We start from the raw sequence: 23,287 nt of genomic DNA, 5'->3' as shown, positions 1-23,287 counted from the left end.
TTTGTATCCGCGATCGGCTTGATCGCCCTATAAAAACTCGAGACTGGCGATGACCAAGACTCTCCACCACCGTGCCTGTCACCTGTGCGAGGCGATTTGCGGCCTCACCCTCGAAACCACCCTGCAGGACGACGCTACCACCCTGATCACCTCGATCAAAGGCGATGCGCAGGACTCGTTCAGTCGCGGCCATATCTGCCCCAAAGCCGTCGCGCTGCAAGACATCCAGAATGACCCCGATCGCCTCCGGCAGCCCATGCAGCGCATTGGCAACGACTGGCAGCCGATCGATTGGCAGGCCGCGTTTGATCTGATCGCCGAGCGCCTGGCCGACATTCAGGCGCGCCATGGGCAGAACGCGGTGGCGGTGTATCAGGGCAACCCCAGCGTGCACAATTATGGGCTGATGACCCACAGCAATTATTTTCTCGGCCTGCTGAAAACCCGTAACCGCTACTCCGCAACCTCTGTGGACCAGCTGCCTCATCACCTGACCAGTCATTTGATGTACGGCCACGGCCTGCTGCTGCCCATCGCCGACATCGACCACACCGATTTCATGCTCATCCTCGGCGGCAATCCGCTGGCGTCCAACGGCAGCATCATGACCGTGCCCGACGTTGAGAAGCGCCTGAAGGCGATTCAGGCCCGTGGCGGCAAAGTTGTCGTGGTCGATCCGCGCCGCAGCGAAACGGCCGCCATTGCCGATCAGCACCTGTTCATCCGTCCGGGCGGCGACGCAGCGTTTCTGTTCGGTTTGCTGCACACCCTGTTCGCCGAAGGCCTGACCCGTGAAAGCCACCTTGCCGTTGATGGACTGGAGGAAGTCCGCGCGGCAGTCAGCGGGATGAATGCCGACGCCATGAGTCCTCGATGCGGCGTGCCTGCCGAGCAGATCAGGCAGCTCGCGCGGGACTTCGCCGCTGCCGAAAGTGCGGTGTGTTATGGGCGTATGGGCATTTCCACCCAGGCGTTCGGCACGCTGTGCCACTGGCTGGTGCAACTGATCAACCTGGTCACCGGCAATCTCGATCGTGCAGGCGGTGCGCTGTGCACGGAGCCGGCGCTGGATCTGGTGGCATCGACCTCCGGCGGCAGCTTCAACCGCTGGCAGAGCCGCGTCTCGCAGCTGCCCGAGTATGGCGGCGAGCTACCGGTTTCAGCGCTGGCCGAGGAAATGCTGACGCCGGGGGAAGGGCAGATCAAGGCGCTGATTACGGTCGCGGGCAACCCGGTGTTGTCGACGCCCAACGGCCGTCAGCTCGACACCGCGCTTGAAGGGCTGGAGTTCATGGTCAGCGTCGATTTGTACATCAACGAAACCACCCGGCACTCAAACCTCATCCTGCCATCGACGTCCGCGCTTGAAAACGACCACTACGACACCACGTTCAACATGTTCGCCGTGCGCAACGTCACCCGCTTTAACCGCGCGATCCTCGCCAAGCCCGAAGGCGCGCTGCACGACTGGGAAGTCTTCGTCGGCCTCGCCCAGGCGTTCGCACTGAAAACCGGTCGCGAGCTCAAACCGACGATGCCCCCTGCGCAGATGGTGGATCGCGGTTTGCGTGCCGGGCTGTATGGTGATGCCTCGCCGTTTAAGTTGTCGCTGGAGACGCTGGCGCAGTATCCCCACGGCCTGGACCTCGGGCCGCTCAAGCCCAACCTCGCTACGCGTCTCAAAACGGTCAATCAGCGCGTGCAGGCCGCGCCGTCGGTGATCCTTGCCGATCTCGCTCGCTTCGCCGCGCAACCGGCTCCGCACGTCGACGGCCTAATGCTCATCGGTCGGCGTCATGTGCGCAGCAATAATTCATGGATGCACAATTACCATCGTCTGGTGAAAGGCAAGCCGCGGCATCAGTTGTTGATGCACCCCGATGATTTGCTCAGCCGAGGGTTGGTGGACGGACAGCGGGTCAGGGTCAGCTCGCGGGTCGGCGTGATCGAGGTCGAGGTCACGGGCAGCGCCGACATGATGCCCGGGGTCGTCAGCCTGCCCCATGGCTGGGGTCACCGTCGTCCGGGCGTGAAAATGGACATCGCGGCGGCACAGCCAGGTGAAAGCGCAAATGACTTGACTGACGAGAGGGCGCTGGACGGGGTTTCCGGGAACGCTGTGCTGAACGGGGTGCCGGTCACGGTTGCGGCGGCATGACAGTCATCGGGGCGATCAAGGCCAAGACCGAGCGTTATGCTCGGGAATCGTTTAGAATGCGCCACCGTGTCGACACATACAGTCGTAAAGTTTAGCCGAGGTGCTCCATGGATATTATCGAAACGATCAAAGATCAGATTGCCAGCAACACCGTTCTGCTTTACATGAAAGGCGCTCCGAATGCCCCGCAGTGCGGCTTTTCGGCCAAGGCTTCTCAGGCACTGATGGCGTGTGGCGAAAAGTTCGCGTACGTCGATATCCTGCAGAACCCTGAAATCCGTGCCAATCTGCCGAAGTACGCCAACTGGCCAACTTTCCCGCAGCTGTGGGTCGGTGGTGAGCTGGTCGGCGGTAGCGACATCATCACTGAAATGCAAGCCGACGGTTCGCTGCAGGAACTGGTGAAAACCGCTGTTGCGAAGAACGCCACTGCCTGATTTCGGCAGTCGTAAAAAAGCCCCGCTCTCTGCCGAGACGCGGGGCTTTTTATTGGGCGATGCTTTGAGACGATGTTCGGGACTGGAATCAGTCCTCTTCGCCCATCTGCGACTGCAAGTAGTTCTCGATGCCGACCTTGTCGATCAGGCCCAGCTGGGTTTCCAGCCAGTCGATGTGCTCTTCTTCCGATTCCAGAATGTCTTCCAGCATTTCGCGGCTGCCGAAGTCGCCAACGGTTTCGCAGTGAGCGATGGCTGCTTTCAAGTCGGCGTGGCCCTTGCGCTCGATGCGCAGGTCACACTCAAGCATCTCCTTGGTGTGTTCGCCGATCAGGATCTTGCCGAGGTCCTGCAGGTTTGGCAGGCCTTCCAGGAACAGGATGCGCTTGATCAGCTTGTCAGCGTGTTTCATCTCGTCGATGGATTCGTGGTACTCGTGTTTGCCCAGCTTGTTCAGGCCCCAGTCTTCGTACATGCGTGCATGCAGGAAGTACTGATTGATCGCGACCAGCTCGTTACCGAGGATCTTGTTGAGATGCTGGATGACTGTGATGTCGCCTTTCATGATCGGGTCCTGTCGAAGGTATAGGTAATACAGGCGGCAAGTCTGAGCCCCCTCTATAACTCTGTCAAACCTAAGTTATTGAATAATAAGTGAAAATAAATAGGAATAAGAATGTTTGTGTTCCGCATCTTGTTGCTAAGCGATTGAATTAAAGGCATAAAAAAACCGGACAGTGTCCGGTTTTGTTTGAAATCGGTAATTCAGGCAGCTGAAAATTCTGCGGGGTAGGCGAGGGCGGCATGGCTGGTTTGCAGTTCGGTCAGTGTTTCACGCACCACTTCCTTCGCCAGGCAGGCACATTTCCCGCATTTGCTGGCAACACCCAGGGTCTCGCGGACGTCACGATAGCTGCAGCATCCTTCCATGATTGCTTCACGGATTTGTCCGTCGGTAACACCTTGGCAGAGGCAGACATACATATAAGAAACCGTCGCTGAGTGATTGGCTCAATGCGAGGGATACTAATGTTAATGAGAATGCTTGTCAAAACTACTCAGGCTTCTTCGCGTGGCTACCGATGAGTGGTCAGGTGGGGTGTCAGGCATGGGGTTTGTGTGTATATCCGTTTTCTGCGGTGGTGCTGATTAGGGTTCCGCCCTTACGGCGGGTCACTTTTGGCAAAAGCGCCCGGATTGCCGGCCCAGCCAAAAGTAACCAAAAACGCTTTGCTCCTGGTTGGGCCCGACTTCGTCAGGTTCCTTCACTCCGGTCTCGCTCCGTGGGCCCTGCGTTCAGCCTGCACCCAAGTCGCGTTTGGTGGTGTCTGAGCATTTGTGTATGACGATCAAAAGCGCGTTTGCGCAGATCAAGAGCTTCCCGGCTAACGCCGGTCCCACGGGTTGTACGCGATGTGCTTTTTAGTGGGACCGGCTTTAGCCGGGAAGGGGCCAGTCGGGACGCTGAACGTCGTTTGATCGTTCTCGCGCTCTGCGTGGGCATGCACTCCGTGACGCTCCGCGTCACCTGACCCCGGTCCCACTGACTGCACGCGTTGCTTTTCGTAGGAACGGCTTTAGCCGGGAAGAGGCCAGTCGGGGCGCTGACGGAGTTTGAGCCGATCACTGCCTATCGATCCCCACCCATATAAAAACCGGCCACTTGGGCCGGTTCTTCAATCGCGCAGCAGCATCGACTCAATCGTTGAAGTCGTGCCAGCCGCCCATTTCTTTCCAGCGGTTGACGATGCCGCAGAACAGCTCCGCAGTCTTTTCGGTGTCGTAACGGGCCGAATGGGCTTCGCGGCCGTCGAAATCGATGTCCGCCGACTGGCAGGCTTTCGCCAGGACAGTCTGCCCGTACGCCAGACCCGCCAGGGTCGCAGTATCAAAGCTCGAGAACGGGTGAAACGGATTGCGCTTCATGTCGAGCCGCGCAACCGCTGCGTTGAGAAAGCCCAGGTCGAAGCTGGCATTGTGGCCCACCAGAATCGCGCGCTTGCAGCCATTGGCCTTTAGCGCTTTGCGGATCCCACGGAAGATGTCCGTCAGCGCGGTTTCTTCGCTCACGGCCATGCGCAGCGGGTGATCCAGTTTGATGCCGGTGAACTCCAGCGCCGCGGCTTCAACGTTGGCGCCTTCGAAGGGTTCCACGCGGAAGAAATAGGTGTGGTCCGGGAAGACAAAGCCTTTCTCGTCCATGCCAATCGTCGTGGCCGCGATTTCCAGCAATGCATCGGTGGCGCAATTGAAACCGCCCGTTTCTACGTCAACGACAACGGGCAGGTAACCGCGAAAACGGGCAGCCATCGGGTGCCGGGACCCTGTGCCGCCACCGGAGCCTTCTTGCTCGTCTTCGTAATGTTCTTCACTCACGCGTGTTCCTCCAGCAGGCGCCAGCGCAGTTTTTCACCGGCGCGCAGCGGGATAACAGAAAGCTCGCCAAACGGCAGGCTGGCGGGGGCCGTCCACTCGTCACGAACCAGTGTAATGGTGTCGGTGTTGGCCGGAAGGCCATAAAAGGCCGGACCGTGCAGACTGGCGAAACCTTCCAGCTTGTCCAGCGCATTGCGTGACTCGAACGCCTCGGCGTACAGCTCGATGGCGGCGAACGCGGTGTAGCAGCCAGCGCAACCGCAGGCGGCTTCTTTCGCGTGTTGGGCGTGGGGCGCGGAGTCCGTTCCGAGGAAGAACTTGCTGCTGCCGCTGGTGGCGGCATCGAGCAGGGCGACCTGGTGGGTGTTGCGCTTGAGGATCGGCAGGCAATAGAAGTGGGGACGGATGCCGCCCACCAGCATGTGATTGCGGTTGTACAGCAAATGGTGCGCAGTGATGGTCGCGCCGACATTGGCTGATGCTTCATTGACGAACTGCACGGCGTCGGCGGTGGTGATGTGTTCGAACACCACTTTCAAGGTCGGAAAACGCTCGACCACACGGCGCATGTGTTCATCGATGAAAATCTTCTCGCGGTCAAACACGTCGATGTCGCCGCGGGTCACTTCGCCGTGGATCAACAGCGGCAGTCCCACTTCGGCCATCGCCTCGAGCACCGGGAAGATCTTGTCGACGCTGGTCACGCCCGAATCGGAGTTGGTAGTAGCGCCTGCCGGGTACAACTTGGCGGCGTAGACGAAACCACTGGCCTTCGCGGCGCGAATCTCTTCGGGCTGCGTCAGGTCGGTCAGGTAAAGCACCATCAGCGGCTCGAAGCGACTGCCTTGCGGGCGCGCAGCGAGGATGCGCTGACGATAAGCGTCCGCTTGCTCGGCGTTGCGTACCGGCGGCACGAGGTTCGGCATGATGATCGCGCGGCCAAAAGTGCGCGCTACGTCGGCGACGGTGTGGGGCAAAACAGCGCCATCTCGAAGATGGATGTGCCAGTCGTCGGGGCGCAGGAGGGTCAGGCGTTCGGACATTGGGGATTCCAGGCGGGTCAAACTCGCTGGGAATGCTACCGGAAAAGACTCCTCCAGGCACTCGCTATCAAGTTTTGCGGGAAGTTACCGATAGCCACGTGTAAGTCATAAATCCTGTTACACGTAAATTCAGTGGAGCCTCCCGTGCGCCAGCGATACCTAGCTCTGCTCAGCGCGTTTGCCAGCCTGCCGGCCATGGCGCTCACCTTCCAGACCCGTCTGGAGAATATTGAGTGGAAGGTGGAAGGCGATCAGTTCGAGTGCAGGCTGACGCAGCCAATTACCGATTTCGGTGCCGGAGAGTTCGTGCGTCGCGCGGGTGAGCAGCCGACGTTTCGCTTGAAAGCCAATGGCTACAGTCTGGCGTCCGGTTCGGCCATGTTGATTGCCGCAGCGGCGCCGTGGCAGCCAGGTCGCAGTGATCTCAATCTTGGCGCGGTGAGAGTCAGCGGCGGCGAGATTCCTTTTAATACCAATCAGGCCCAGGCCACACGCCTGATCGCGGGCCTGATGGAAGGGCGCAGCCCGGTGTTTCGTCATTCTCTGCGTGATGGCGGCGGCGCGATGGAAGTCCGTCTGTTGCCGGTCAAATTCAGCAAGGCCTACGGTGACTTTCAAGTGTGTACGGCGAAGCTGTTGCCGATGAATTTCGAGCAAGTGCGTCAGTCCGAGATTGGCTTCCCTGGCGGCGGCATCGAGCTGGACGCCAAGGCCAAACGCCAGCTGGACACCGTGCTGGCTTATATGAAGGCTGATCCGACGGTCAATCACGTCGAACTCGATGGTCACTCCGACAACAGCGGCAACCGGTTGACCAACCGAGATCTGTCGCGGCGTCGGGCGCTGTCGGTGATGGACTACCTCAAGGCTCAGGGCATCCCGGAAGAACAGATCACCCTGCGCTTCCACGGCGAGCAGTACCCGCTGGCGCCCAACACCAACAACGCCAACCGCGCGCGCAACCGCCGGGTGAATATTCACCTGGAGCGTGTGGCGCAGCAGACCCCCGCCGTGCCGCCATCCGCTGCACCTGCTCCGACGCCGGCTCCATTGCCCGGGCCTGCCGCAATGCCAGCCCCGGGCGCGGCGCCTGTTACAGCGGCAGGTGCGACACCCGCCAAGGCATCATGATGATGATCAGGCAGGTCGTCTGACTGACAGAATCTGTCGCTTTGTCGTCAGAAGCTGTCGCGACACTGTAAATTCCTGCGCGTGATCGGTAAACTCGTCGGTTTTCCGTACAACGCGTTGGAGTGATGGCATGGCGGACGTTAACAAGGTAGTTCTCGCGTATTCCGGTGGCCTGGATACTTCGGTAATCCTCAAGTGGCTGCAAGATACGTACAACTGCGAAGTGGTGACCTTCACCGCTGACCTGGGTCAGGGCGAAGAAGTCGAGCCGGCACGCGCCAAGGCACAAGCCATGGGCGTCAAAGAAATCTACATCGACGACCTGCGCGAAGAATTCGTGCGTGATTTCGTGTTCCCGATGTTCCGCGCCAACACCGTCTACGAAGGCGAGTACCTGCTGGGTACTTCCATCGCGCGCCCCCTGATCGCCAAGCGCCTCATCGAAATCGCCAACGAAACCGGCGCCGACGCCATTTCCCATGGTGCTACCGGTAAAGGCAACGACCAGGTCCGCTTTGAACTGGGCGCCTATGCGCTCAAGCCTGGTGTAAAAGTCATTGCGCCATGGCGCGAGTGGGACCTGCTGTCCCGCGAGAAACTCATGGATTACGCCGAGAAGCACGCGATCCCGATCGAGCGCCACGGCAAGAAAAAATCCCCGTACTCGATGGACGCCAACCTGCTGCACATCTCCTATGAAGGCGGCGTGCTGGAAGACACCTGGACCGAGCACGAAGAAGACATGTGGCGGTGGACAGTCTCGCCGGAAAACGCGCCGGACAAGCCGCAGTACCTGGAGCTGACCTACCGCAACGGCGACATCGTGGCACTGGACGGCGTTGAAATGACTCCGGCCACCGTCCTTGCCACCTTGAACCGCATTGGTGGCGAGCACGGTATCGGTCGTCTGGACATCGTCGAGAACCGCTACGTCGGCATGAAATCCCGCGGCTGCTACGAGACCCCGGGTGGCACCATCATGCTGCGCGCTCACCGTGCGATCGAGTCGATCACCCTGGACCGCGAAGTCGCTCACCTTAAAGACGAGCTGATGCCGAAATACGCCAGCCTGATCTACACCGGCTACTGGTGGAGCCCTGAGCGTCTTATGCTGCAGCAGATGATCGATGCGTCGCAGGCCCACGTGAACGGTGTCGTGCGCCTGAAGCTTTATAAAGGCAACGTAATCGTGACCGGTCGCAAGTCCGACGAGTCGCTGTTCGATGCCAACATCGCGACGTTCGAAGAAGACGGCGGCGCCTACAACCAGGCGGACGCTGCGGGCTTTATCAAGCTCAATGCATTGCGCATGCGGATTGCAGCGAACAAAGGCCGCAAGTTGTTCTGATCGCTGCCGTGATTGATGTGCAGCCCTTGTTCAGGGCTGCACTCATTACACCTGTTCTCCGCATGCCGCTGCGGCTTCACCTGCAACCTTTACTGATTCGACACCGGCCAGGTTGTTGCCGTCGTTCAAGAACAGTAATAGACGCTCTTGCGCTGTGTGTTATCTCCTGCCTCAGTTTGTCAAATCTGTCTCCCCGCCAGCGGCTTTCTCAGCCGTACCCCCCTGCGAAGTTGTACGAAACTCAAAACGATAGGCTTTGCCGATGTCCCAGATATCGCGTACGCCGACGCCCAGTAGTTGAGCGATCTCTGGAACGGTGTAACCCAGCGCCGAGTAATGCATGGCATGCCCGGCAGTGGCGTCGTCCAGGGTAACCGGCTCTCGTTGCCGGGGCGCGCGTGACCGGCGGACAGGCTGGCAGTAGCGGATCTTCAGGCCGTTCTCGCTGGCCAGACGCTTGATGTCCTTTTGGTTCATGCGCAGCGAGTATTGCAGCGCGGCGACACCAGCTCCCTTGGCCACAAGGCCCTTGAGCAGGTCGACCTTGGTGCACAACTCCGCTTCCGGATCCGCCTCCCGGGTTTGCCTCGACGCTTCCGTCTCCCGCGACTCTCCTTCTGCAATGACGTTAATGACGCCGCCCTGGGAAACATAGCGCTCTACCGCCTCCGCCAGTTTGATAGGGTCACTGCTTGCGCCAATGGAGTATTTTATTTTCTTGGTCATGGTAGGTTCCTTTGAACATATCAACTAAACAGCCTTCACTGCCGGGACGTTCACGCTTAAGAGCGTTTAAACACTGAATGGCTTATTCAAGCCGAAGAGCGGCCTGCGCACGGATTACTGTCATAAAGAAGCGCCAGTATTTATGTGTGCAATAATCTTATATTGTGATAAGCGCCACTAACTATTAGTGGGCTGAACCATTCGCTCATCAAAAAGTAACGACTGGTAATAGGTTTGGCAAGTAAAAAGCCAAAAAATAGGGGGTTTGTTTTTTAATTCCTTTGGGTGAAGTTCTTCGCGGTAATAATAATCCGTTAGTTATGTAGTATTTTTCTGGAATGGCCTGAAGGTGCTGGATGTTATCGCCTGAATGGTATTACGTGAGAGGCGGGCCAGCCCCCCGTTTTAATAGGGGGTGATGTGAGTCGGTCGTTATAAGTTGGGTAACCCGGTACGAGGGAGAGGAAATGAGGTAACTATCTGTGCCCCTCCCGGCACACCGTACCAAGGCGCGACCAGTTGAAAGTTAATCCGAACTGTTCAGAAATTTCTGAACACGCTGTAGGTCCTTTCGAGTATTTAAGATGTAATCAAACTCTTCGAGTTCGCCTGTGTCATTTAACCAAGTGTGTGCGGTCGCATACGCTTCCCATGGCCTGCAATATTTTATGATTTTTGTTTGCTGGCAGCCCGGCAAGATAGGCATATGCTGAAGCCATGACGCCCAGAGTGAACGGGTTGAAACCCATCGGCCTGAGCCACTGCTCATAGAGATAACCATTTTTCCCGAGCGTTCAGAAAAGCCCTGAATTTCCGCGCGTTCAAACCCGTCGGCGGATCAAGCGGGTCGCCGACCTGCCTTAGGACAAATCGCGCTATCAACCCGCATTCATATAGTGAGAAATGCTCAGCGTATTCAGGATTCAAAAATTACCACTTGCGGTCTCAGACATTATGCGGTCACGTACTGAGACGGGATTGAACATCGTAAAAATAGAGCGGATAGGGCAGGTTTTGTAGGATTTTTCTGTTGGTTGAGTGAGAAAGGTCTTTGCCTGCTGATCTGCAGGGAGGAGCGCCATGCAAAGCACTAAACGACTAAGCTATTGTGCGGGCTCTGAAAATTCGAACAGCGAAGAATGGACTGCTCATGAATAAAGTGTTGATCGTGGATGATCACCCTGTCATCAGGCTCGCCGTACGCATGTTGATGGAACGCCATGGCTACGAAGTCATTGCCGAGACGGATAACGGCGTGGATGCGTTACAACTGGCGCGCGAGCACTTGCCGGACATTGTCATTCTGGACATCGGTATCCCCAAGCTCGATGGCCTGGAGGTCATCGCCCGATTGTCGGCGATGACGCTGGCCTTCAAGGTGCTGATCCTGACTTCCCAGGCACCGGGGCATTTTTCAATGCGCTGCATGCAGGCGGGTGCTGCAGGTTATGTCTGCAAGCAACAGGATCTGACCGAGTTGCTCAGCGCCATCAAGGCGGTGTTGTCCGGCTACAGTTATTTCCCCAACCAGGCGTTGCACACAGTGCGTTCCAGTCTCGGCAATGCCAGTGAGGCGGAGATGGTGGATCGTCTGTCGGGAAGAGAAATGATGGTGTTGCAGCAGTTGGCCCGTGGCAAGACCAACAAGGAAATCGCCGACGGCATGTTCCTGAGCAACAAGACCGTCAGCACGTACAAGACGCGCCTGTTGCTCAAGCTCAATGCGCATTCGCTGGTCGACTTGATCGAGCTCGCGCAACGAAACGGGCTGGTCTGATGGCCGTGGGACGACGGTACCTGAGGGCGGCGTCATCAGTTGATGCCGCAAAGCCTCTCTGTCGGGAGAGGCCTGCTGCTCGAGTGCCGTCCAGGCCGGCTCAGAAATCGAAGTCGTAATCCGCAAGCTGACGTTGCAGGCGACGCTCTTCCAGAAGGTTATCGATCGTGCGGCGCTTGCTGAGGTTGGTCTTGGCGGTTTCTACCGGCGCGGGCGGGACTTCGTCCGGTTCCTCGATCACGAAGTCGTCGTCGACTTCGACTTCGATGGTGTCTTTTTCATCGCTCATGATTCAGCCTCAGGCGTGAACGGTCGTTGGCGCTCCTTATAACGACAAACCCTGCGCGGGTAAAAAAGATTTTTTTAATCGATCAACGCCTTCAGACGCTATCGTTCAATCGTCAGAGGTCTTGGCCTTGTACTCGCACAGGTCTTCGATCCGACAACTGCCACATCGGGGCTTGCGCGCAATACACACGTAACGGCCGTGAAGGATCAGCCAATGGTGCGCATCCATGAGGTAATCCCTGGGCACGAATTTCATCAGCTTGTTTTCAACTTCCACCACGTTCTTCCCTGGCGCGATGCCGGTACGGTTGCTGACGCGGAAGATGTGCGTATCGACTGCCATCGCCAACTGGCGGAACGCGGTGTTCAGGACCACATTCGCGGTCTTGCGGCCCACGCCGGGGAGGGCTTCGAGGGCCTCTCGGGTCTGCGGCACTTCGCCGCCGTGCAACTCAATCAGCAGGCGGCACGTTTCGATCACGTTTCGCGCCTTGCTGTTATACAGGCCAATGGTCCTTATATAGGCAGACAAACCCTCGACACCCAACGCGTAAATCGCCTCAGGCGTATTGGCGACCGGGTAGAGACGCGCCGTGGCCTTGTTGACGCTGACATCGGTGGCCTGTGCCGAGAGAATCACGGCGATCAGCAGCTCGAACGGCGTGGTGTAAGCCAGTTCGGTTTTGGGATCGGGATTGTCTTCGTGCAAGCGACGAAAGATCTCAAGGCGTTTGGCGGCGTTCATGGGGTGGGCTTTTCCTGAAAAGACGGTGCTGCGGGCGCCGGGTTCTGCAATTGGGCCAGCGCGTGCTCCGCCTCGTCGAGGCCACGCTGCAGCTGCACGAGTTGCGCGGCTTGTTCGGCAATTGGCGGGTGACCAAAGGCTCTCAGCGACTTCAGCAGTTGAGCTCTGCTCATGGCGACCTGGGCGCGTGCCTGTTTCAACGCCGCGTCACTGCCTGTCGACGGTTTTGAGCGAATCCGCGCCAGGGCGGCTTGCGCCGGATCTGGCTGGAGAACGGCCGGCGTGACGGTCCGTAACGGGCGAGCCTGGCGTTCGGCCTGGCGTCGCTGCTCATCGCGCTGCAGGCGGGCCGAGCGCGCATCAAAGCGTTGCCGCGCACGACTGCGTTTGACGGCTCTGACGGATAGCTGCGCCTCATCCATCGCGCAATCACCAATGAACGGCACGGAGGTCACTGGCAACGGCAGCATGTCGATGCAGTCGACCGGGCAGGGCGCAACGCACAGATCACAGCCGGTGCATTCCTGAATGATGACGGTGTGCATCAGCTTGGCAGCGCCGACGATGGCGTCCACCGGGCAGGCCTGAATGCATTTTGTGCAACCGATGCACTCGGCCTCGCGAATGAACGCGACTTGCGCCGGCGCAGTGCCTCGTTCGATGTCCAGTTGCAGGACCGGCACTTTCAGCAGTCGAGCCAGTGCTGCGATGGTCTCGTCGCCGCCGGGTGGACACTTGTTGATGGCTTCGCCGCTCGCAATGCCTTCGGCGTAGGGCTGGCAGCCTGGATGGCCGCACTTCCCACACTGGGTTTGCGGCAGCAAGGCGTCGATGCGCTGAATCAGGCTCATGCTTGGACCAGATCGACGACCCGAGCGGGCCGTCGATAACGTGCAGAATGTTACGGTTCGGGTCGGGTTACTTGATGCGCTGACCGGGCTTGGCGCCGCTGTCAGGGCTGAGCAGGTAAATCTCTTCACCGCCAGGACCCGCTGCCATCACCATTCCTTCCGAGATACCAAAGCGCATTTTCCGCGGCTTCAGGTTGGCGATCATCATGGTCAACCGACCCTCCAGCTCCGCCGGGTTAGGGTAGGCGCTCTTGATGCCGGAAAAGACGTTGCGCTTCTCGTCGCCGATATCCAGCGTCAAGCGCAGCAGCTTGTCGGCGCCTTCGACATGCTCGGCTTTCTCGATAAGCGCGACACGCAGGTCAATCGCCGCAAAGGCGTCGAAGTCTATCTCGGGGGAGAGCGGGTCTTGGGTCAGCTCACCATTGCCCTGCGGTGCCGCACCTGTGTCGGTGGCGCTGGCGGCCAGGTCTTCTTTCGAGGCGTCGGTCATGGCTTGCACTTTTACGGGGTCGATGCGGGTCATCAGCGGCTGGAACGGGTTGAGCTGATGATTGCTCAGCAGCGTCTGGTGGTCATTCCAGGTCAGTGGCGCGACGTTGAGGAACTGCTCCGCGTCTGCAGCCAGATTCGGCAGCACAGGCTTGAGGAAGATCACCAACTGACGGAACAGATTGATGCCCAGGGCGCAGATCGCCTGAACCTCGTCCTGTTTGCCTTCCTGCTTGGCCAGCGACCACGGCGCCTTGTCGGCGATCCAGGCGTTGGCGCGGTCAGCCAGCGCCATGATTTCGCGCATCGCGCGGGCAAAGTCACGTGCCTCGTAGGCGTCGGCAATGCTCGGCGCTGCGGTGCGGAAAGCGTCAGTCAGCTCAGGCTCGGCATTGCCGGCGACCAGCAGACCTGCGTTGCCTTTCTGAATGAATCCCGCGCAACGGCTGGCGATGTTCACCACCTTGCCGATCAGGTCAGAGTTGACCTTCTGCACGAAGTCTTCAAGGTTCAGGTCGAGATCGTCGACGCCACGGCCCAGCTTGGCCGCGTAGTAATAACGCAGGTATTCCGGCGACAGGTGCTCAAGGTAGGTGCGTGCCTTGATGAAGGTACCGCGGGATTTCGACATCTTCTGGCCATTGACTGTCAGGTAGCCGTGGACGTTGATGCCGGTAGGCTTGCGGAATCCCGAACCCTCGAGCATTGCGGGCCAGAACAGCGCGTGGAAGTTGACGATGTCTTTGCCGATGAAGTGGTAAAGCTCGGTGGTCGAATCCTTGCGCCAGAACGCGTCGAAATCCAGCTCCGGACGGCGTGCGCACAGATTCTTGAAGCTCGCCATGTAGCCGATCGGCGCATCCAGCCACACGTAAAAATATTTGCCCGGCTCGTCGGGGATCTCGAAGCCGAAATACGGCGCATCGCGGGAGATGTCCCACTGCTGCAGGCCGGAATCCAGCCACTCGGCGATCTTGTTCGCCACGGCGTCCTGCAGTGTGCCACTTCGCGTCCAGCTCTTGAGCATGGCATCGAACGCAGGCAGGTCGAAGAAGAAATGCTTGGAATCACGAAGTACCGGGGTTGCACCGGAAATCGCCGACTTCGGATCTTTCAGGTCGGTCGGGGCGTAGGTGGCACCGCACTTCTCGCAGTTGTCACCGTACTGGTCTTCAGTGCCGCATTTCGGGCAGGTGCCTTTGATGAAGCGGTCGGCCAGGAACATTTTCTTTTCCGGGTCGAAATACTGCGTCACGGAGCGCGTGGCAATGTGGCCGGCGTCGCGAAGACGTTTGTAGATCTCGCTCGACAGCTCGCGGTTTTCTTCGGCGTGAGTCGAGTGGAAGTTGTCGAAATCCACCAGGAAGTCAGCGAAGTCGGCGCTGTGCTCGGCCTGCACGTTGGCGATCAATTGCTCTGGCGTGATGCCTTCTTTTTCGGCGCGCAGCATGATGGCCGAACCATGGGCGTCGTCCGCGCACACATAAATGCACTGGTTGCCGCGGTGCTTTTGAAAGCGCACCCACATGTCGGTCTGGATGTACTCGAGCATGTGGCCAAGGTGAATGGAACCATTGGCATAGGGCAGGGCGCTGGTGACGAGAATCTTGCGTGGCTCGGACATTGGGCTCGGCTACTTGAAGTGAAACGGAGGTCGGCCACTATAAAGGCCTGAGCGTTTTTTTTCATCCCGCGCTGCATGTCGGAATCTGCCGATGTGCTTGAAAGAAAGACGTCGCTGCGTTCTTTATCGGGCATACAAGGTAGGATGGCCGCCTGTTTTACTCAGTCTTTAAGGAGTCACCCATGAGCGCTGTCAATCGCGCAACGGTGGAAGCCGTCCTTCGCCAGTACATCGATCCGTACCTGAATCAAGACCCGGTCAGCGCCGGGTGCGTCCGCGCCATCGAGATCGACGGGAGTCGCGTGAGCGTCCAGCTGGAGTTGGGGTACGCGGCCGCGCTGTTCAAGAACGGCTGGGCGCAGATGCTGCAGATGGCGATTGAGGGGCTGGATGGCGTCACATCGGCGAGCGTCCAGATCACGTCGGTGATTCACCCTCACAAAGCCCTCGGTCAGATCCCCGGCCTGGCCAACGTAAAGAACATCGTGGCCGTTGCATCGGGCAAGGGCGGCGTCGGTAAATCCACGACGGCGGCCAACCTGGCGTTGGCGCTGTCCCGTGAAGGTGCGCGTGTGGGCATTCTTGATGCCGATATCTATGGCCCGAGCCAGGGCGTCATGTTTGGCATTGCCGAAGGCACCCGTCCGAAGATCAAGGATCAGAAGTGGTTCGTGCCGATCGAGGCCCATGGGATTGAAGTGATGTCGATGGCGTTTTTAACCGATGACAACACGCCGATGGTCTGGAGAGGGCCGATGGTTTCGGGGGCGCTGCTGCAGCTGGTGACCCAGACCGCCTGGAATGACCTGGATTATCTGGTCATCGACATGCCGCCTGGCACCGGTGATATCCAGTTGACCCTGGCGCAGAAAGTGCCGGTCGCTGGCGCCGTCATCGTCACGACCCCGCAGGACCTCGCATTACTGGACGCGAAGAAAGGCGTGGAGATGTTCCGCAAGGTCAACATCCCGGTGCTGGGTGTGGTTGAAAACATGGCCGTGCACATCTGTTCGAACTGCGGCCATGCCGAGCATCTGTTCGGCGAAGGCGGAGGGGAGAAGCTGGCGACCCAGTATGGCGTCGAGCTGTTGGCCTCGCTGCCACTGTCCATGTTGATTCGTGAGCAGGCCGATGGCGGCAAGCCTACGGCGATTGCCGAGCCTGAGAGTCAGATCGCAATGGTGTATCAGGAGCTGGCGCGTCATGTGGGCGCGCGGATCGTGCTGCAGGAAGCTGCCGCGGCGGAGATGCCGAGCATTTCTGTCAGCGACGATTGAGGCATTAAGCCGGAAGGCGAGATACGCGATGTGCCGGATGCTCGGCATGTCGCGGTAATGAGATTTGACGCGGCGGTTGCTGGTGCGCTGTACAGGCATGCTTTTTCAATAGGCATAAAAAACCCCGCTTTTGAGGGCGGGGTTTTTAAGCGAATCAGTACAAGTTAGATAACTTGAACTTCTTCAGCTTGCATGCCTTTCTGACCGCGGGTAGCGATGAAAGAGACCTGTTGGCCTTCTTTCAGGCTTTTGAAGCCGTCAGATTGGATAGCTTTGAAGTGAACGAACAGGTCGTCACCGGATTGTGGAGTGATGAAGCCGAAGCCTTTTTCATCGTTGAACCACTTAACGGTACCAGTTTGGCGATTAGACATGGTGTATCTCCTTGGACAAAGTTAACTGCGACTCAGGAAGTGCCCTGGCCGAGACTGAGTGCAAAGAGCAGGAAAAATTCTTGGAGATGGTTGGATCGAAATTCAACATCGTGTAGATATTCTCAGTGACACAAGCAACACAGTGGGGCCACCTTACCCCACTTTTTCAGATGTGCAAAGGGGCTGTCTTCGATTTTTTCTTGAGGTGGCTCAACGCCCTTAATGCACACGGTGCGCAATCTTTGAACCCGGAGCGTTCGACCGGTAAGATGCCGGACATCTTTTTCACCTCGCTATTCAGGACACCGCCATGAGCATCAAATCGGACAAGTGGATTCGCCGCATGGCGCAGGAACACGGCATGATCGAGCCGTTTGTGGAGCGTCAGGTGCGCGGCGAAGGCGCTGATCGAGTGATTTCTTTCGGTGTCTCCAGCTACGGCTACGACGTGCGTTGCGCCGACGAATTCAAGGTGTTCACCAACATCAATTCGGCGACGGTGGACCCGAAAAATTTCGATGAAAAAAGTTTTGTCGATATTAAAAGCGATGTCTGCATCATCCCGCCGAACTCGTTTGCACTGGCGCGCACCGTCGAATATTTCCGCATTCCGCGTAACGTGCTGACCATCTGTTTGGGGAAAAGCACCTACGCGCGCTGCGGCATCATCGTCAACGTGACCCCCCTTGAGCCTGAATGGGAAGGCCACGTGACGCTGGAGTTCTCCAACACCACCACACTGCCGGCGAAGATTTACGCCAATGAAGGCGTCGCACAGATGCTTTTCCTGGAATCCGACGAAGAGTGTGAAGTGTCCTACAAGGACCGTGGCGGCAAGTACCAAGGCCAGCGTGGTGTGACGCTGCCGCGTACCTGATAGCGCCATTTGTCAGCCAGTCACTGAATTTGTCTCGGAATTCGCACTCTATTGACTGAACTGTTCCCATCCGCACCATGCGAATGGGGCCAACGCTCAGGAGTGCCCTATGAAGAGACACATCAACACCAGCAGCAAGGAACCCGACCCGAGTGCCAATCAGGTTGGTTTGCTGGCTTGGTCGCTGTTAGCGCATCCACATCTTAACAACATGGTCGCCGGGGGCATTCCCGGGCAGCCAGACCCGGACAGTCCAAACGAGTACCCCCAGCCTGACGAAGGCGGCGTGCCGACAATCCCGGACGATCCGCCACCCGCGCCGGTTGCCTGATTCATGTCCCGTCGGTGCTGTGGCATCGGCGGGCATTCTCTGTCTCCGCCTTGGTCATCAATGGAGAGCCAGCGGCGCTTGGGCGGCCATTGACTCGCGCCCGCGAGCTGTCTACTTTTTTCAAACCGCCTCCCACACCGCCCCATCTCCCACGACATAAATCTTGCTGTTCTCAGCCCGATCAATATTCATTCCCCCCGTGAACGCGCCGAATGCTGGCAGCAGGCTCACCCGTGGCAGCACGTAGAAGCACGGCAGCCGCAAACGCTGGCGTCCCCGTCCATATAGCCTGTACGCCGGATGTACATGCCCCGCCAGTACGTGAAAGTCAGGGTGTGGGTCAGGTTCATGCTGTAGCGCGTATGGTCCCAGAAACATCGGCTCCTCGACGACGTCCATGCGCAACGCCGGTGGCGGGTCCCCTGCACGCTTGTCATGGTTCCCCCGAATCAGGGTGATCGCAAGATCGTGGTGTTTGTCGCGCCAAGCCTGAATGGCCGACAGTGTGCCGGCTGCGTGGGATTCCGGGGCGTGCAGAAAATCCCCCAGGAAGATCAACCGACCGCATTCATAGCTCGCCAGCAGTGCATCCAGGCGCTGAAGGTTGTCGTCGGTGGTGCCATGGGGCACTGGCTGGCCCAGCCGTCGGTAGGCAGCGGCCTTGCCAAAGTGGGCGTCGGCGATCAACAGCGCCCGCTCCGCCGGGTAATAAATGGCTTTGTCCGCCAGTAACCACAACTCCGCACCTGCCAGCTGAATCGAAAGATACGGCCTCACGTCATGACCTCAGGGCCGGCGGCTTTTTCCAGATCGCTGACCATGCGTGCGATGCGGTCGGAGAGTTTTTCGGTGCTGAGGCTTTCGCGCATGCGTTCGACCAGCAGCGGGAAGGCCATCGGGGTGGGGCGTTTGATCACGTGCAAATCCAGGGTCCGTTTATTGATGCGGCTGAGGGTTTGTTCGAGACGGGCGACATCGAGTTCCTGTCGCAGTACTTCCTCCTGCGCCTGAGTCAGCAGCAGGTTGCTGGCGTCGTACTGTTTGAAGACTTCGAAAAACAAGCCGCTGGAGGCCTGCAGTTGTCGGTTGCTTTTGGGCGCGCCGGGGTAGCCGGAGAACACCAGCCCGGCGATGCGGGCAATCTCGCGGAAGCGGCGTAGTGCAAGTTCGCCGGCGTTCAGGCTGGCAATGATATCGGCGAGCAGCTCGTCTTCGGAAAACAGCTGAGTCGTCAGACGCTCATTCCAGTCGATCGGGGTGGCGCTGAGCAGCTCGAAGCCGTAGTCGTTTACGGCGATCGAGAAGGTCAGTGGCGTGTCCCGACTCAGTCGCCAGGCCAGCAGGCTCGCCAGTCCCAGGTGAACATGCCGTCCGGCGAAGGGATACAGAAACAAATGCCAGCCTTCCCGGGACTTCAATACTTCCGCGAGCAGCGTGTCCTTACGCGGCAACGCTGACCATTGCCGTTGCACTTCGAGCAAAGGGCTGACGATGTGCATCTCGGGACTGCTGAAATCGCCGCGGGCAGCCGCATCGAATTTCTCGACAACGGCATCGGCTAACTCGTTTGAGAGCGGCATCCGTCCGCCATTCCAGCGTGGGACGGCGGCTTTTTTGCTCGTCGCCTTTTTCACGTACGCGGTCATGTTCTCAACGCGCACCAGCTCCAGTAGGCGACCGCTGAACAAAAAGCCGTCGCCCGGTTTCAATCGGGCGATGAAACCTTCTTCAACGCTGCCGAGGGATCCGCCCCCGCCGCCCTTGCTCCAATACTTCACATTGATGCTGGCGTCGCTGACGATGGTGCCCACGCTCATGCGGTGGCGGCGGGCGAGGCGCGCATCGGGGACGCGCCAGATGCCGTCTTCGTCCGGCTCGACGCGTCGATAATCAGGGTAGGCCGTCAGCGACAAGCCGCCGTAGCGCACGAACGCCAGCGCCCATTCCCATTCTTCGTCGGTCAGGTCCCGGTAGGCCCATGCGGTGCGAACTTCGGCGAGTAACGCGTCGGGGGTAAAGCCGCCACCGAGGGCCATGCTCACTAAATGTTGTACGAGGACATCCAGCGGTTTGTGGGGTGATTCGCGAGGTTCGATCAGACGCGCGTTGACGGCGTCGCGGGCAGCGGCGGCCTCGACCAGTTCCAGACTGTGGGTCGGCACCAGCGTGACCCGTGACGGGCGGCCTGGCGCGTGGCCCGAGCGTCCCGCACGTTGCATCAACCGCGCGACGCCCTTGGCCGAGCCGATCTGCAGCACCCGCTCGACCGGCAGAAAATCCACGCCCAAATCGAGGCTGGAGGTGCAGACCACGGCTTTCAGGTGGCCTTCTTTCAGCGCCCGTTCAACCCAGTCACGGACCTCGCGGGACAGCGAGCCGTGGTGCAGCGCGATCAACCCGGCCCAATCCGGGCGGGCCTCCAGCAGCGCCTGATACCAGACTTCCGACTGCGCCCGGGTATTGGTGAACAGCAGGCAACTGGAACTGCTGTCCACTTCGGCCAGCACCTGCGGGAGCATGCGCAAGCCCATATGCCCGGCCCAGGGGAAGCGCTCGATAGAGGGCGGCAAGAGCGTGTCGACGATCAGTTCCTTGACCACTTTGCCGTGAACGGTGGTGCCGTGGTCGCCCACCAGCACCTGTTGCGCATGATCTTGATTGCCGAGGGTCGCGGAAAGGCCCCAGATGACCAGCTCGGGATTCCATTGGCGCAAGCGTGCCAGCGCCAGTTGCAGCTGAATGCCGCGCTTGTTGCCGATCAGCTCGTGCCATTCATCGACGACGACCATCTTCAGCGTCGACATCGTCGCTTGGGCATCGGCGCGGGTCAGCAGCAGTGTCAGGCTCTCTGGCGTAGTGATCAGCGCGGAGGGCAGGCGCCGGCCCTGTTTGGCGCGTTCGCTGCTGCTGGTGTCGCCGGTGCGCAGGCCGACGCTCCAGGGAATCTGCAAATCCTGCAACGGACCTTCCAGCGCGCGCGCAGTGTCGGCAGCGAGGGCGCGCATGGGCGTAATCCACAGCACGCTGAGGGGCGCGGCAACGGGCTTGCGCTTGCGCGGCTTCTGCTCCGTGGGCTCGGGCGCGGGTCGCGCGAACTGGTTGAGGGCGGCGAACCACACTGAGTAGGTCTTGCCCGCGCCGGTGCTGGCGTGCAGCAGGCCCGACTCGCCCCGAGCCACGGCAGCCCAGACTTCTTTCTGGAAGGGGAAGGGTTTCCAGCCACGCTCGGCAAACCAGCGCTTGGCGAAATTGACGGCTTTTGGCATGCGCAGGCTCTGGGAGGGGTTAAGTCAGAGACCGCTGGGAGGGTGGAATAGTTTGATGGGATGTCCGTTTGGATTGGTCTTGCCGGGCAGAGATGTACCGGCCCTATCGGGCATTGTGGGAGCGAGCTTGCTCGCGAATGCAGTGAGTCAGCAACAAATAGGCTGACTGACAGAATGCCTTCGCGAGCAAGGTGGAACGCCACCCCGGTCGCTCCCACAGGTTATGCATGCGCGCCTTACAACGGTGAGGCGTCAGGCCCGCAATTACTTCAAATTCCCGCTCAGAAACTGCTGCAAACGCTCGCTCTTCGGGCTGCCCAACACGTCGTCCGGGTGGCCCATTTCTTCGATCTGGCCCTGGTGCAGGAACACCACCTGATTGGCGACCTTGCGGGCGAAGCCCATTTCGTGGGTCACCAGAATCATGGTCCGGCCTTCTTCTGCCAGGCCTTGAATCACTTTCAACACTTCGCCGACCAGCTCAGGGTCGAGCGCTGAAGTGGGTTCGTCGAACAGCATGATTTCCGGCTCCATCGCCAGCGCCCGGGCGATGGCCACGCGCTGCTGCTGGCCGCCCGACAGAAACGCCGGGTATTGATCGGCAACGCGCGCTGGCAGCCCGACCTTGTCCAGGTATTTATGCGCGCGGGCCTCGGCCTCGGCTTTTGACACGCCCAGCACCCGGCGCGGGGCCATGGTGATGTTTTCCAGCACCGTCATGTGGCTCCACAGGTTGAAATGCTGGAACACCATCGCCAGCCGCGTGCGAATCCGCTGCAGCTCGGCCGGATCGGCAACGCGCATACCGCCGGCGTCGCTGACCATGCGCACGGTCTGGCCGTCCAGGCTCATGGCGCCGTCATTGGGTTGTTCGAGAAAATTGATGCAGCGCAGGAAGGTGCTCTTGCCCGAGCCGCTGGCGCCGATCAGGCAAATCACGTCGCCGACGCTGGCCTTGAGCGACACCCCTTTGAGCACCTCGTGGTCACCGTAGCTTTTGTGCAGGCCATCGATGGTCAGTTTGTACATGAAGGGCAGTCCTCAAGGAGAAAGTAAGTAGCCGCTGCGGTAGGCTTCGGTGCCGGCGACATGGGCGATGACCATGCCGGCGGTCGCCATGCGTCGCAATGAGCGGGCATACATAAGGCCAGCGTTGGCCGTGTGGATCGGGGTCACCGTGTCGCTGATCGGGTCGATGACCTCAGCGATCAATTGCCCCGCCTCGACGTATTCGCCGGGCAGTGTGCAGAACACCAGCAGACCGCCGACCGGCGTGGCAACGGGTTCGACGCCCGCCAGCGGAGTCGCCGGGTAAATCAGTTCAGGGGGCGCAACCGGCTCGCCGGCAATGGCGCCATGGTGCATCAGGTAGCTGATGATCGCCTGGCAATCGCGGCTGGCGAGGGCGTGATTGACATCGCCCTGGCCGCGCAACTCCAGGGTCACGGAAAAACTGCCCAGCGGGATCGGGAAGCGCTTGGCAAACCGCTGCTGCAGTTGCCACCAGACCAGCGTGAAACATTCGTCGAATGACTGCCCGCCAGAGTCGGTCGCCAGCAGGCTTGCCTGGGCACCGAGATAACGCGACAGCGCTTCGACCTGCGGCCAGGCCTCGGGCGTGGTGTACAGGTGCTCGACGGATTCGAAATCACAATGAAGGTCCAGCACCACATCGGCGTCACAGGCCAGCCGTTGCAACGTCAGGCGCTGGGACTCCAGCTGGGTGCTGCCGACGCAGTTATTCAGTGCGGCCAGCAGGGTTTTGCGAATCAGAGTGACGTTGCCCTTGGGGTCATCGGTCAGCAGCGCTTCGACTTCATCCCCCACTTGCTGGCCGAGGTCGACGAAACGGCGGTTGAAATTCTGTCCACTTTCAAGCTCGTAACGGCCCAGCGGCATGTCCATCAGGACCTGTTCCAGGCCGACCGGGTTGGCCACCGGAACGACCACCACTTCGCCGAGCAACTGGCCGGCGTTTTCAAGCTCGGCCAGCCGCTGCTTCAAGTACCAGGACACCAGCATGCCCGGCAGCTCGTCGGCGTGCAGGGATGACTGGATGTAAACCTTGCAGGCGCCGTTTTCCGGGCCGTAGTGAAAGCTGTGGATCTGCCGCGCGGTGCCGGGCACCGGGGCCAGCAGATCATGGGTCTGGTGTCGCATGCAGGG

At 59.5% G+C, this 23,287-nt stretch carries 21 protein-coding genes and 1 pseudogene; 8 read left to right on the top strand and 14 right to left on the bottom strand.

The features are described 5' to 3' along the window. The first annotated feature begins 49 nt into the window (after nucleotides 1–49). Nucleotides 50–2,158, top strand: a complete 2,109-nt coding sequence (locus QWI20_RS21905) for a molybdopterin oxidoreductase family protein (RefSeq protein ID WP_369307197.1) — start codon at nucleotides 50–52, stop codon at nucleotides 2,156–2,158. 107 nt (nucleotides 2,159–2,265) lie between these two features. Next, the gene (gene grxD / locus QWI20_RS21900; RefSeq protein ID WP_369307196.1) at nucleotides 2,266–2,595 is read left to right on the top strand and encodes a Grx4 family monothiol glutaredoxin; all 330 of its coding nucleotides are present in this window, start codon (nucleotides 2,266–2,268) and stop codon (nucleotides 2,593–2,595) included. Between the two features lie 88 nt (nucleotides 2,596–2,683). Here the strand turns inward: grxD and bfr are convergent, their stop codons facing one another. The 4 genes from bfr to pyrC all read right to left on the bottom strand — a co-directional run bounded on the left by bfr (nucleotide 2,684) and on the right by pyrC (nucleotide 6,014). Continuing rightward, on the bottom strand, nucleotides 2,684–3,160 hold the full coding sequence (bfr, locus tag QWI20_RS21895; protein ID WP_065992554.1) for a bacterioferritin: 477 nt from the start codon (nucleotides 3,158–3,160) through the stop codon (nucleotides 2,684–2,686). A gap of 200 nt (nucleotides 3,161–3,360) precedes the next feature. Beyond that, a complete protein-coding gene (locus QWI20_RS21890; protein WP_065992556.1) occupies nucleotides 3,361–3,579 on the bottom strand; it encodes a bacterioferritin-associated ferredoxin in 219 nt (72 codons plus the stop codon). Nucleotides 3,580–4,293: 714 nt separating this feature from the next. Next, entirely contained in the window at nucleotides 4,294–4,971 is a 678-nt protein-coding gene (rnt, locus tag QWI20_RS21885) for a ribonuclease T (protein WP_122536107.1), read from the bottom strand. Next, the gene (gene pyrC / locus QWI20_RS21880; RefSeq protein ID WP_369307195.1) at nucleotides 4,968–6,014 is read right to left on the bottom strand and encodes a dihydroorotase; all 1,047 of its coding nucleotides are present in this window, start codon (nucleotides 6,012–6,014) and stop codon (nucleotides 4,968–4,970) included. The genes rnt and pyrC overlap by 4 nt, the downstream gene beginning before the upstream one ends. A gap of 144 nt (nucleotides 6,015–6,158) precedes the next feature. Here pyrC and QWI20_RS21875 point away from each other — a divergent pair, with 144 nt between their 5' ends. Together QWI20_RS21875 and QWI20_RS21870 are read left to right on the top strand one after the other, a co-directional pair. Beyond that, nucleotides 6,159–7,145 carry an OmpA family protein gene (locus QWI20_RS21875; protein WP_369307194.1) on the top strand — a complete coding sequence of 329 codons (987 nt, stop codon included), beginning with the start codon at nucleotides 6,159–6,161 and terminating at the stop codon, nucleotides 7,143–7,145. 130 nt (nucleotides 7,146–7,275) lie between these two features. Then, a complete protein-coding gene (locus QWI20_RS21870; RefSeq protein ID WP_007938916.1) occupies nucleotides 7,276–8,493 on the top strand; it encodes an argininosuccinate synthase in 1,218 nt (405 codons plus the stop codon). Between the two features lie 171 nt (nucleotides 8,494–8,664). Here the strand turns inward: QWI20_RS21870 and QWI20_RS21865 are convergent, their stop codons facing one another. Further along, the gene (locus QWI20_RS21865; protein ID WP_369307193.1) at nucleotides 8,665–9,219 is read right to left on the bottom strand and encodes a hypothetical protein; all 555 of its coding nucleotides are present in this window, start codon (nucleotides 9,217–9,219) and stop codon (nucleotides 8,665–8,667) included. 1,150 nt (nucleotides 9,220–10,369) lie between these two features. Between QWI20_RS21865 and QWI20_RS21860 the strand changes: the two genes are divergently transcribed. After that, entirely contained in the window at nucleotides 10,370–10,996 is a 627-nt protein-coding gene (locus QWI20_RS21860) for a response regulator transcription factor (protein WP_037012286.1), read from the top strand. 100 nt (nucleotides 10,997–11,096) lie between these two features. On the opposite strand, the gene QWI20_RS21855 is transcribed toward QWI20_RS21860, so the two are convergent. From QWI20_RS21855 to metG, 4 genes and pseudogenes are all read right to left on the bottom strand, one after another. Then, complete coding sequence (locus QWI20_RS21855) at nucleotides 11,097–11,285, bottom strand: PA3496 family putative envelope integrity protein (protein WP_369307192.1); 189 nt, start codon at nucleotides 11,283–11,285, stop codon at nucleotides 11,097–11,099. Nucleotides 11,286–11,390: 105 nt separating this feature from the next. Continuing rightward, entirely contained in the window at nucleotides 11,391–12,029 is a 639-nt protein-coding gene (gene nth / locus QWI20_RS21850; RefSeq protein WP_108122181.1) for an endonuclease III, read from the bottom strand. 41 nt (nucleotides 12,030–12,070) lie between these two features. Next, nucleotides 12,071–13,009, bottom strand: a pseudogene (gene rsxB / locus QWI20_RS21845) (electron transport complex subunit RsxB); the annotation flags it as partial. Further along, nucleotides 12,948–14,996 carry a methionine--tRNA ligase gene (metG, locus tag QWI20_RS21840; protein ID WP_369307191.1) on the bottom strand — a complete coding sequence of 683 codons (2,049 nt, stop codon included), beginning with the start codon at nucleotides 14,994–14,996 and terminating at the stop codon, nucleotides 12,948–12,950. The gene metG and the pseudogene rsxB, both read right to left, overlap by 62 nt. Nucleotides 14,997–15,178: 182 nt before the next feature. Between metG and apbC the strand changes: the two genes are divergently transcribed. Then, a complete protein-coding gene (gene apbC / locus QWI20_RS21835; RefSeq protein ID WP_369307190.1) occupies nucleotides 15,179–16,273 on the top strand; it encodes an iron-sulfur cluster carrier protein ApbC in 1,095 nt (364 codons plus the stop codon). Between the two features lie 164 nt (nucleotides 16,274–16,437). Here the strand turns inward: apbC and QWI20_RS21830 are convergent, their stop codons facing one another. Further along, nucleotides 16,438–16,647, bottom strand: a complete 210-nt coding sequence (locus QWI20_RS21830) for a cold-shock protein (protein WP_002554837.1) — start codon at nucleotides 16,645–16,647, stop codon at nucleotides 16,438–16,440. A 310-nt stretch (nucleotides 16,648–16,957) separates the two neighbouring features. On the opposite strand from QWI20_RS21830, the gene dcd reads away from it, so the two are divergent. Further along, entirely contained in the window at nucleotides 16,958–17,524 is a 567-nt protein-coding gene (gene dcd, locus QWI20_RS21825) for a dCTP deaminase (protein ID WP_002554836.1), read from the top strand. A gap of 109 nt (nucleotides 17,525–17,633) precedes the next feature. After that, the gene (locus QWI20_RS21820; RefSeq protein ID WP_369307189.1) at nucleotides 17,634–17,855 is read left to right on the top strand and encodes a hypothetical protein; all 222 of its coding nucleotides are present in this window, start codon (nucleotides 17,634–17,636) and stop codon (nucleotides 17,853–17,855) included. Nucleotides 17,856–17,975: 120 nt separating this feature from the next. On the opposite strand, the gene pdeM is transcribed toward QWI20_RS21820, so the two are convergent. From pdeM to QWI20_RS21800, 4 genes are all read right to left on the bottom strand, one after another. After that, nucleotides 17,976–18,632: a ligase-associated DNA damage response endonuclease PdeM gene (pdeM, locus tag QWI20_RS21815; protein WP_369307188.1), complete on the bottom strand. Its 657-nt coding sequence runs from the start codon at nucleotides 18,630–18,632 to the stop codon at nucleotides 17,976–17,978. Next, nucleotides 18,629–21,121, bottom strand: a complete 2,493-nt coding sequence (locus QWI20_RS21810; protein WP_369307187.1) for a ligase-associated DNA damage response DEXH box helicase — start codon at nucleotides 21,119–21,121, stop codon at nucleotides 18,629–18,631. The genes pdeM and QWI20_RS21810 overlap by 4 nt, the downstream gene beginning before the upstream one ends. A gap of 264 nt (nucleotides 21,122–21,385) precedes the next feature. Further along, a complete protein-coding gene (locus QWI20_RS21805; RefSeq protein ID WP_369307186.1) occupies nucleotides 21,386–22,150 on the bottom strand; it encodes an ABC transporter ATP-binding protein in 765 nt (254 codons plus the stop codon). A 12-nt stretch (nucleotides 22,151–22,162) separates the two neighbouring features. Beyond that, nucleotides 22,163–23,281: a succinylglutamate desuccinylase/aspartoacylase family protein gene (locus QWI20_RS21800; protein ID WP_282366878.1), complete on the bottom strand. Its 1,119-nt coding sequence runs from the start codon at nucleotides 23,279–23,281 to the stop codon at nucleotides 22,163–22,165. Nucleotides 23,282–23,287 lie beyond the last annotated feature (6 nt).

Origin of the sequence: Pseudomonas sp. W2-17 (genome assembly GCF_041060445.1) — a bacterium.
Classification (GTDB): domain Bacteria; phylum Pseudomonadota; class Gammaproteobacteria; order Pseudomonadales; family Pseudomonadaceae; genus Aquipseudomonas.
Note: the sequence above shows the minus strand (reverse complement) of the source record. Positions and strands in the feature narration are given on the sequence as shown.

Bases quoted from the DNA above. Each gene is read 5' to 3' on its own strand.
- QWI20_RS21905 (WP_369307197.1), top strand. From the start codon at position 50: ATGACCAAGACTCTCCACCACCGTGCCTGTCACCTGTGCGAGGCGATT.
- grxD (WP_369307196.1), top strand. From the start codon at position 2,266: ATGGATATTATCGAAACGATCAAAGATCAGATTGCCAGCAACACCGTT.
- bfr (WP_065992554.1), bottom strand. From the start codon at position 3,160: ATGAAAGGCGACATCACAGTCATCCAGCATCTCAACAAGATCCTCGGT.
- QWI20_RS21890 (WP_065992556.1), bottom strand. From the start codon at position 3,579: ATGTATGTCTGCCTCTGCCAAGGTGTTACCGACGGACAAATCCGTGAA.
- pyrC (WP_369307195.1), bottom strand. From the start codon at position 6,014: ATGTCCGAACGCCTGACCCTCCTGCGCCCCGACGACTGGCACATCCAT.
- QWI20_RS21870 (WP_007938916.1), top strand. From the start codon at position 7,276: ATGGCGGACGTTAACAAGGTAGTTCTCGCGTATTCCGGTGGCCTGGAT.
- QWI20_RS21865 (WP_369307193.1), bottom strand. From the start codon at position 9,219: ATGACCAAGAAAATAAAATACTCCATTGGCGCAAGCAGTGACCCTATC.
- QWI20_RS21860 (WP_037012286.1), top strand. From the start codon at position 10,370: ATGAATAAAGTGTTGATCGTGGATGATCACCCTGTCATCAGGCTCGCC.
- QWI20_RS21855 (WP_369307192.1), bottom strand. From the start codon at position 11,285: ATGAGCGATGAAAAAGACACCATCGAAGTCGAAGTCGACGACGACTTC.
- nth (WP_108122181.1), bottom strand. From the start codon at position 12,029: ATGAACGCCGCCAAACGCCTTGAGATCTTTCGTCGCTTGCACGAAGAC.
- metG (WP_369307191.1), bottom strand. From the start codon at position 14,996: ATGTCCGAGCCACGCAAGATTCTCGTCACCAGCGCCCTGCCCTATGCC.
- apbC (WP_369307190.1), top strand. From the start codon at position 15,179: ATGAGCGCTGTCAATCGCGCAACGGTGGAAGCCGTCCTTCGCCAGTAC.
- QWI20_RS21830 (WP_002554837.1), bottom strand. From the start codon at position 16,647: ATGTCTAATCGCCAAACTGGTACCGTTAAGTGGTTCAACGATGAAAAA.
- dcd (WP_002554836.1), top strand. From the start codon at position 16,958: ATGAGCATCAAATCGGACAAGTGGATTCGCCGCATGGCGCAGGAACAC.
- QWI20_RS21820 (WP_369307189.1), top strand. From the start codon at position 17,634: ATGAAGAGACACATCAACACCAGCAGCAAGGAACCCGACCCGAGTGCC.
- QWI20_RS21810 (WP_369307187.1), bottom strand. From the start codon at position 21,121: ATGCCAAAAGCCGTCAATTTCGCCAAGCGCTGGTTTGCCGAGCGTGGC.
- QWI20_RS21805 (WP_369307186.1), bottom strand. From the start codon at position 22,150: ATGTACAAACTGACCATCGATGGCCTGCACAAAAGCTACGGTGACCAC.
- QWI20_RS21800 (WP_282366878.1), bottom strand. From the start codon at position 23,281: ATGCGACACCAGACCCATGATCTGCTGGCCCCGGTGCCCGGCACCGCG.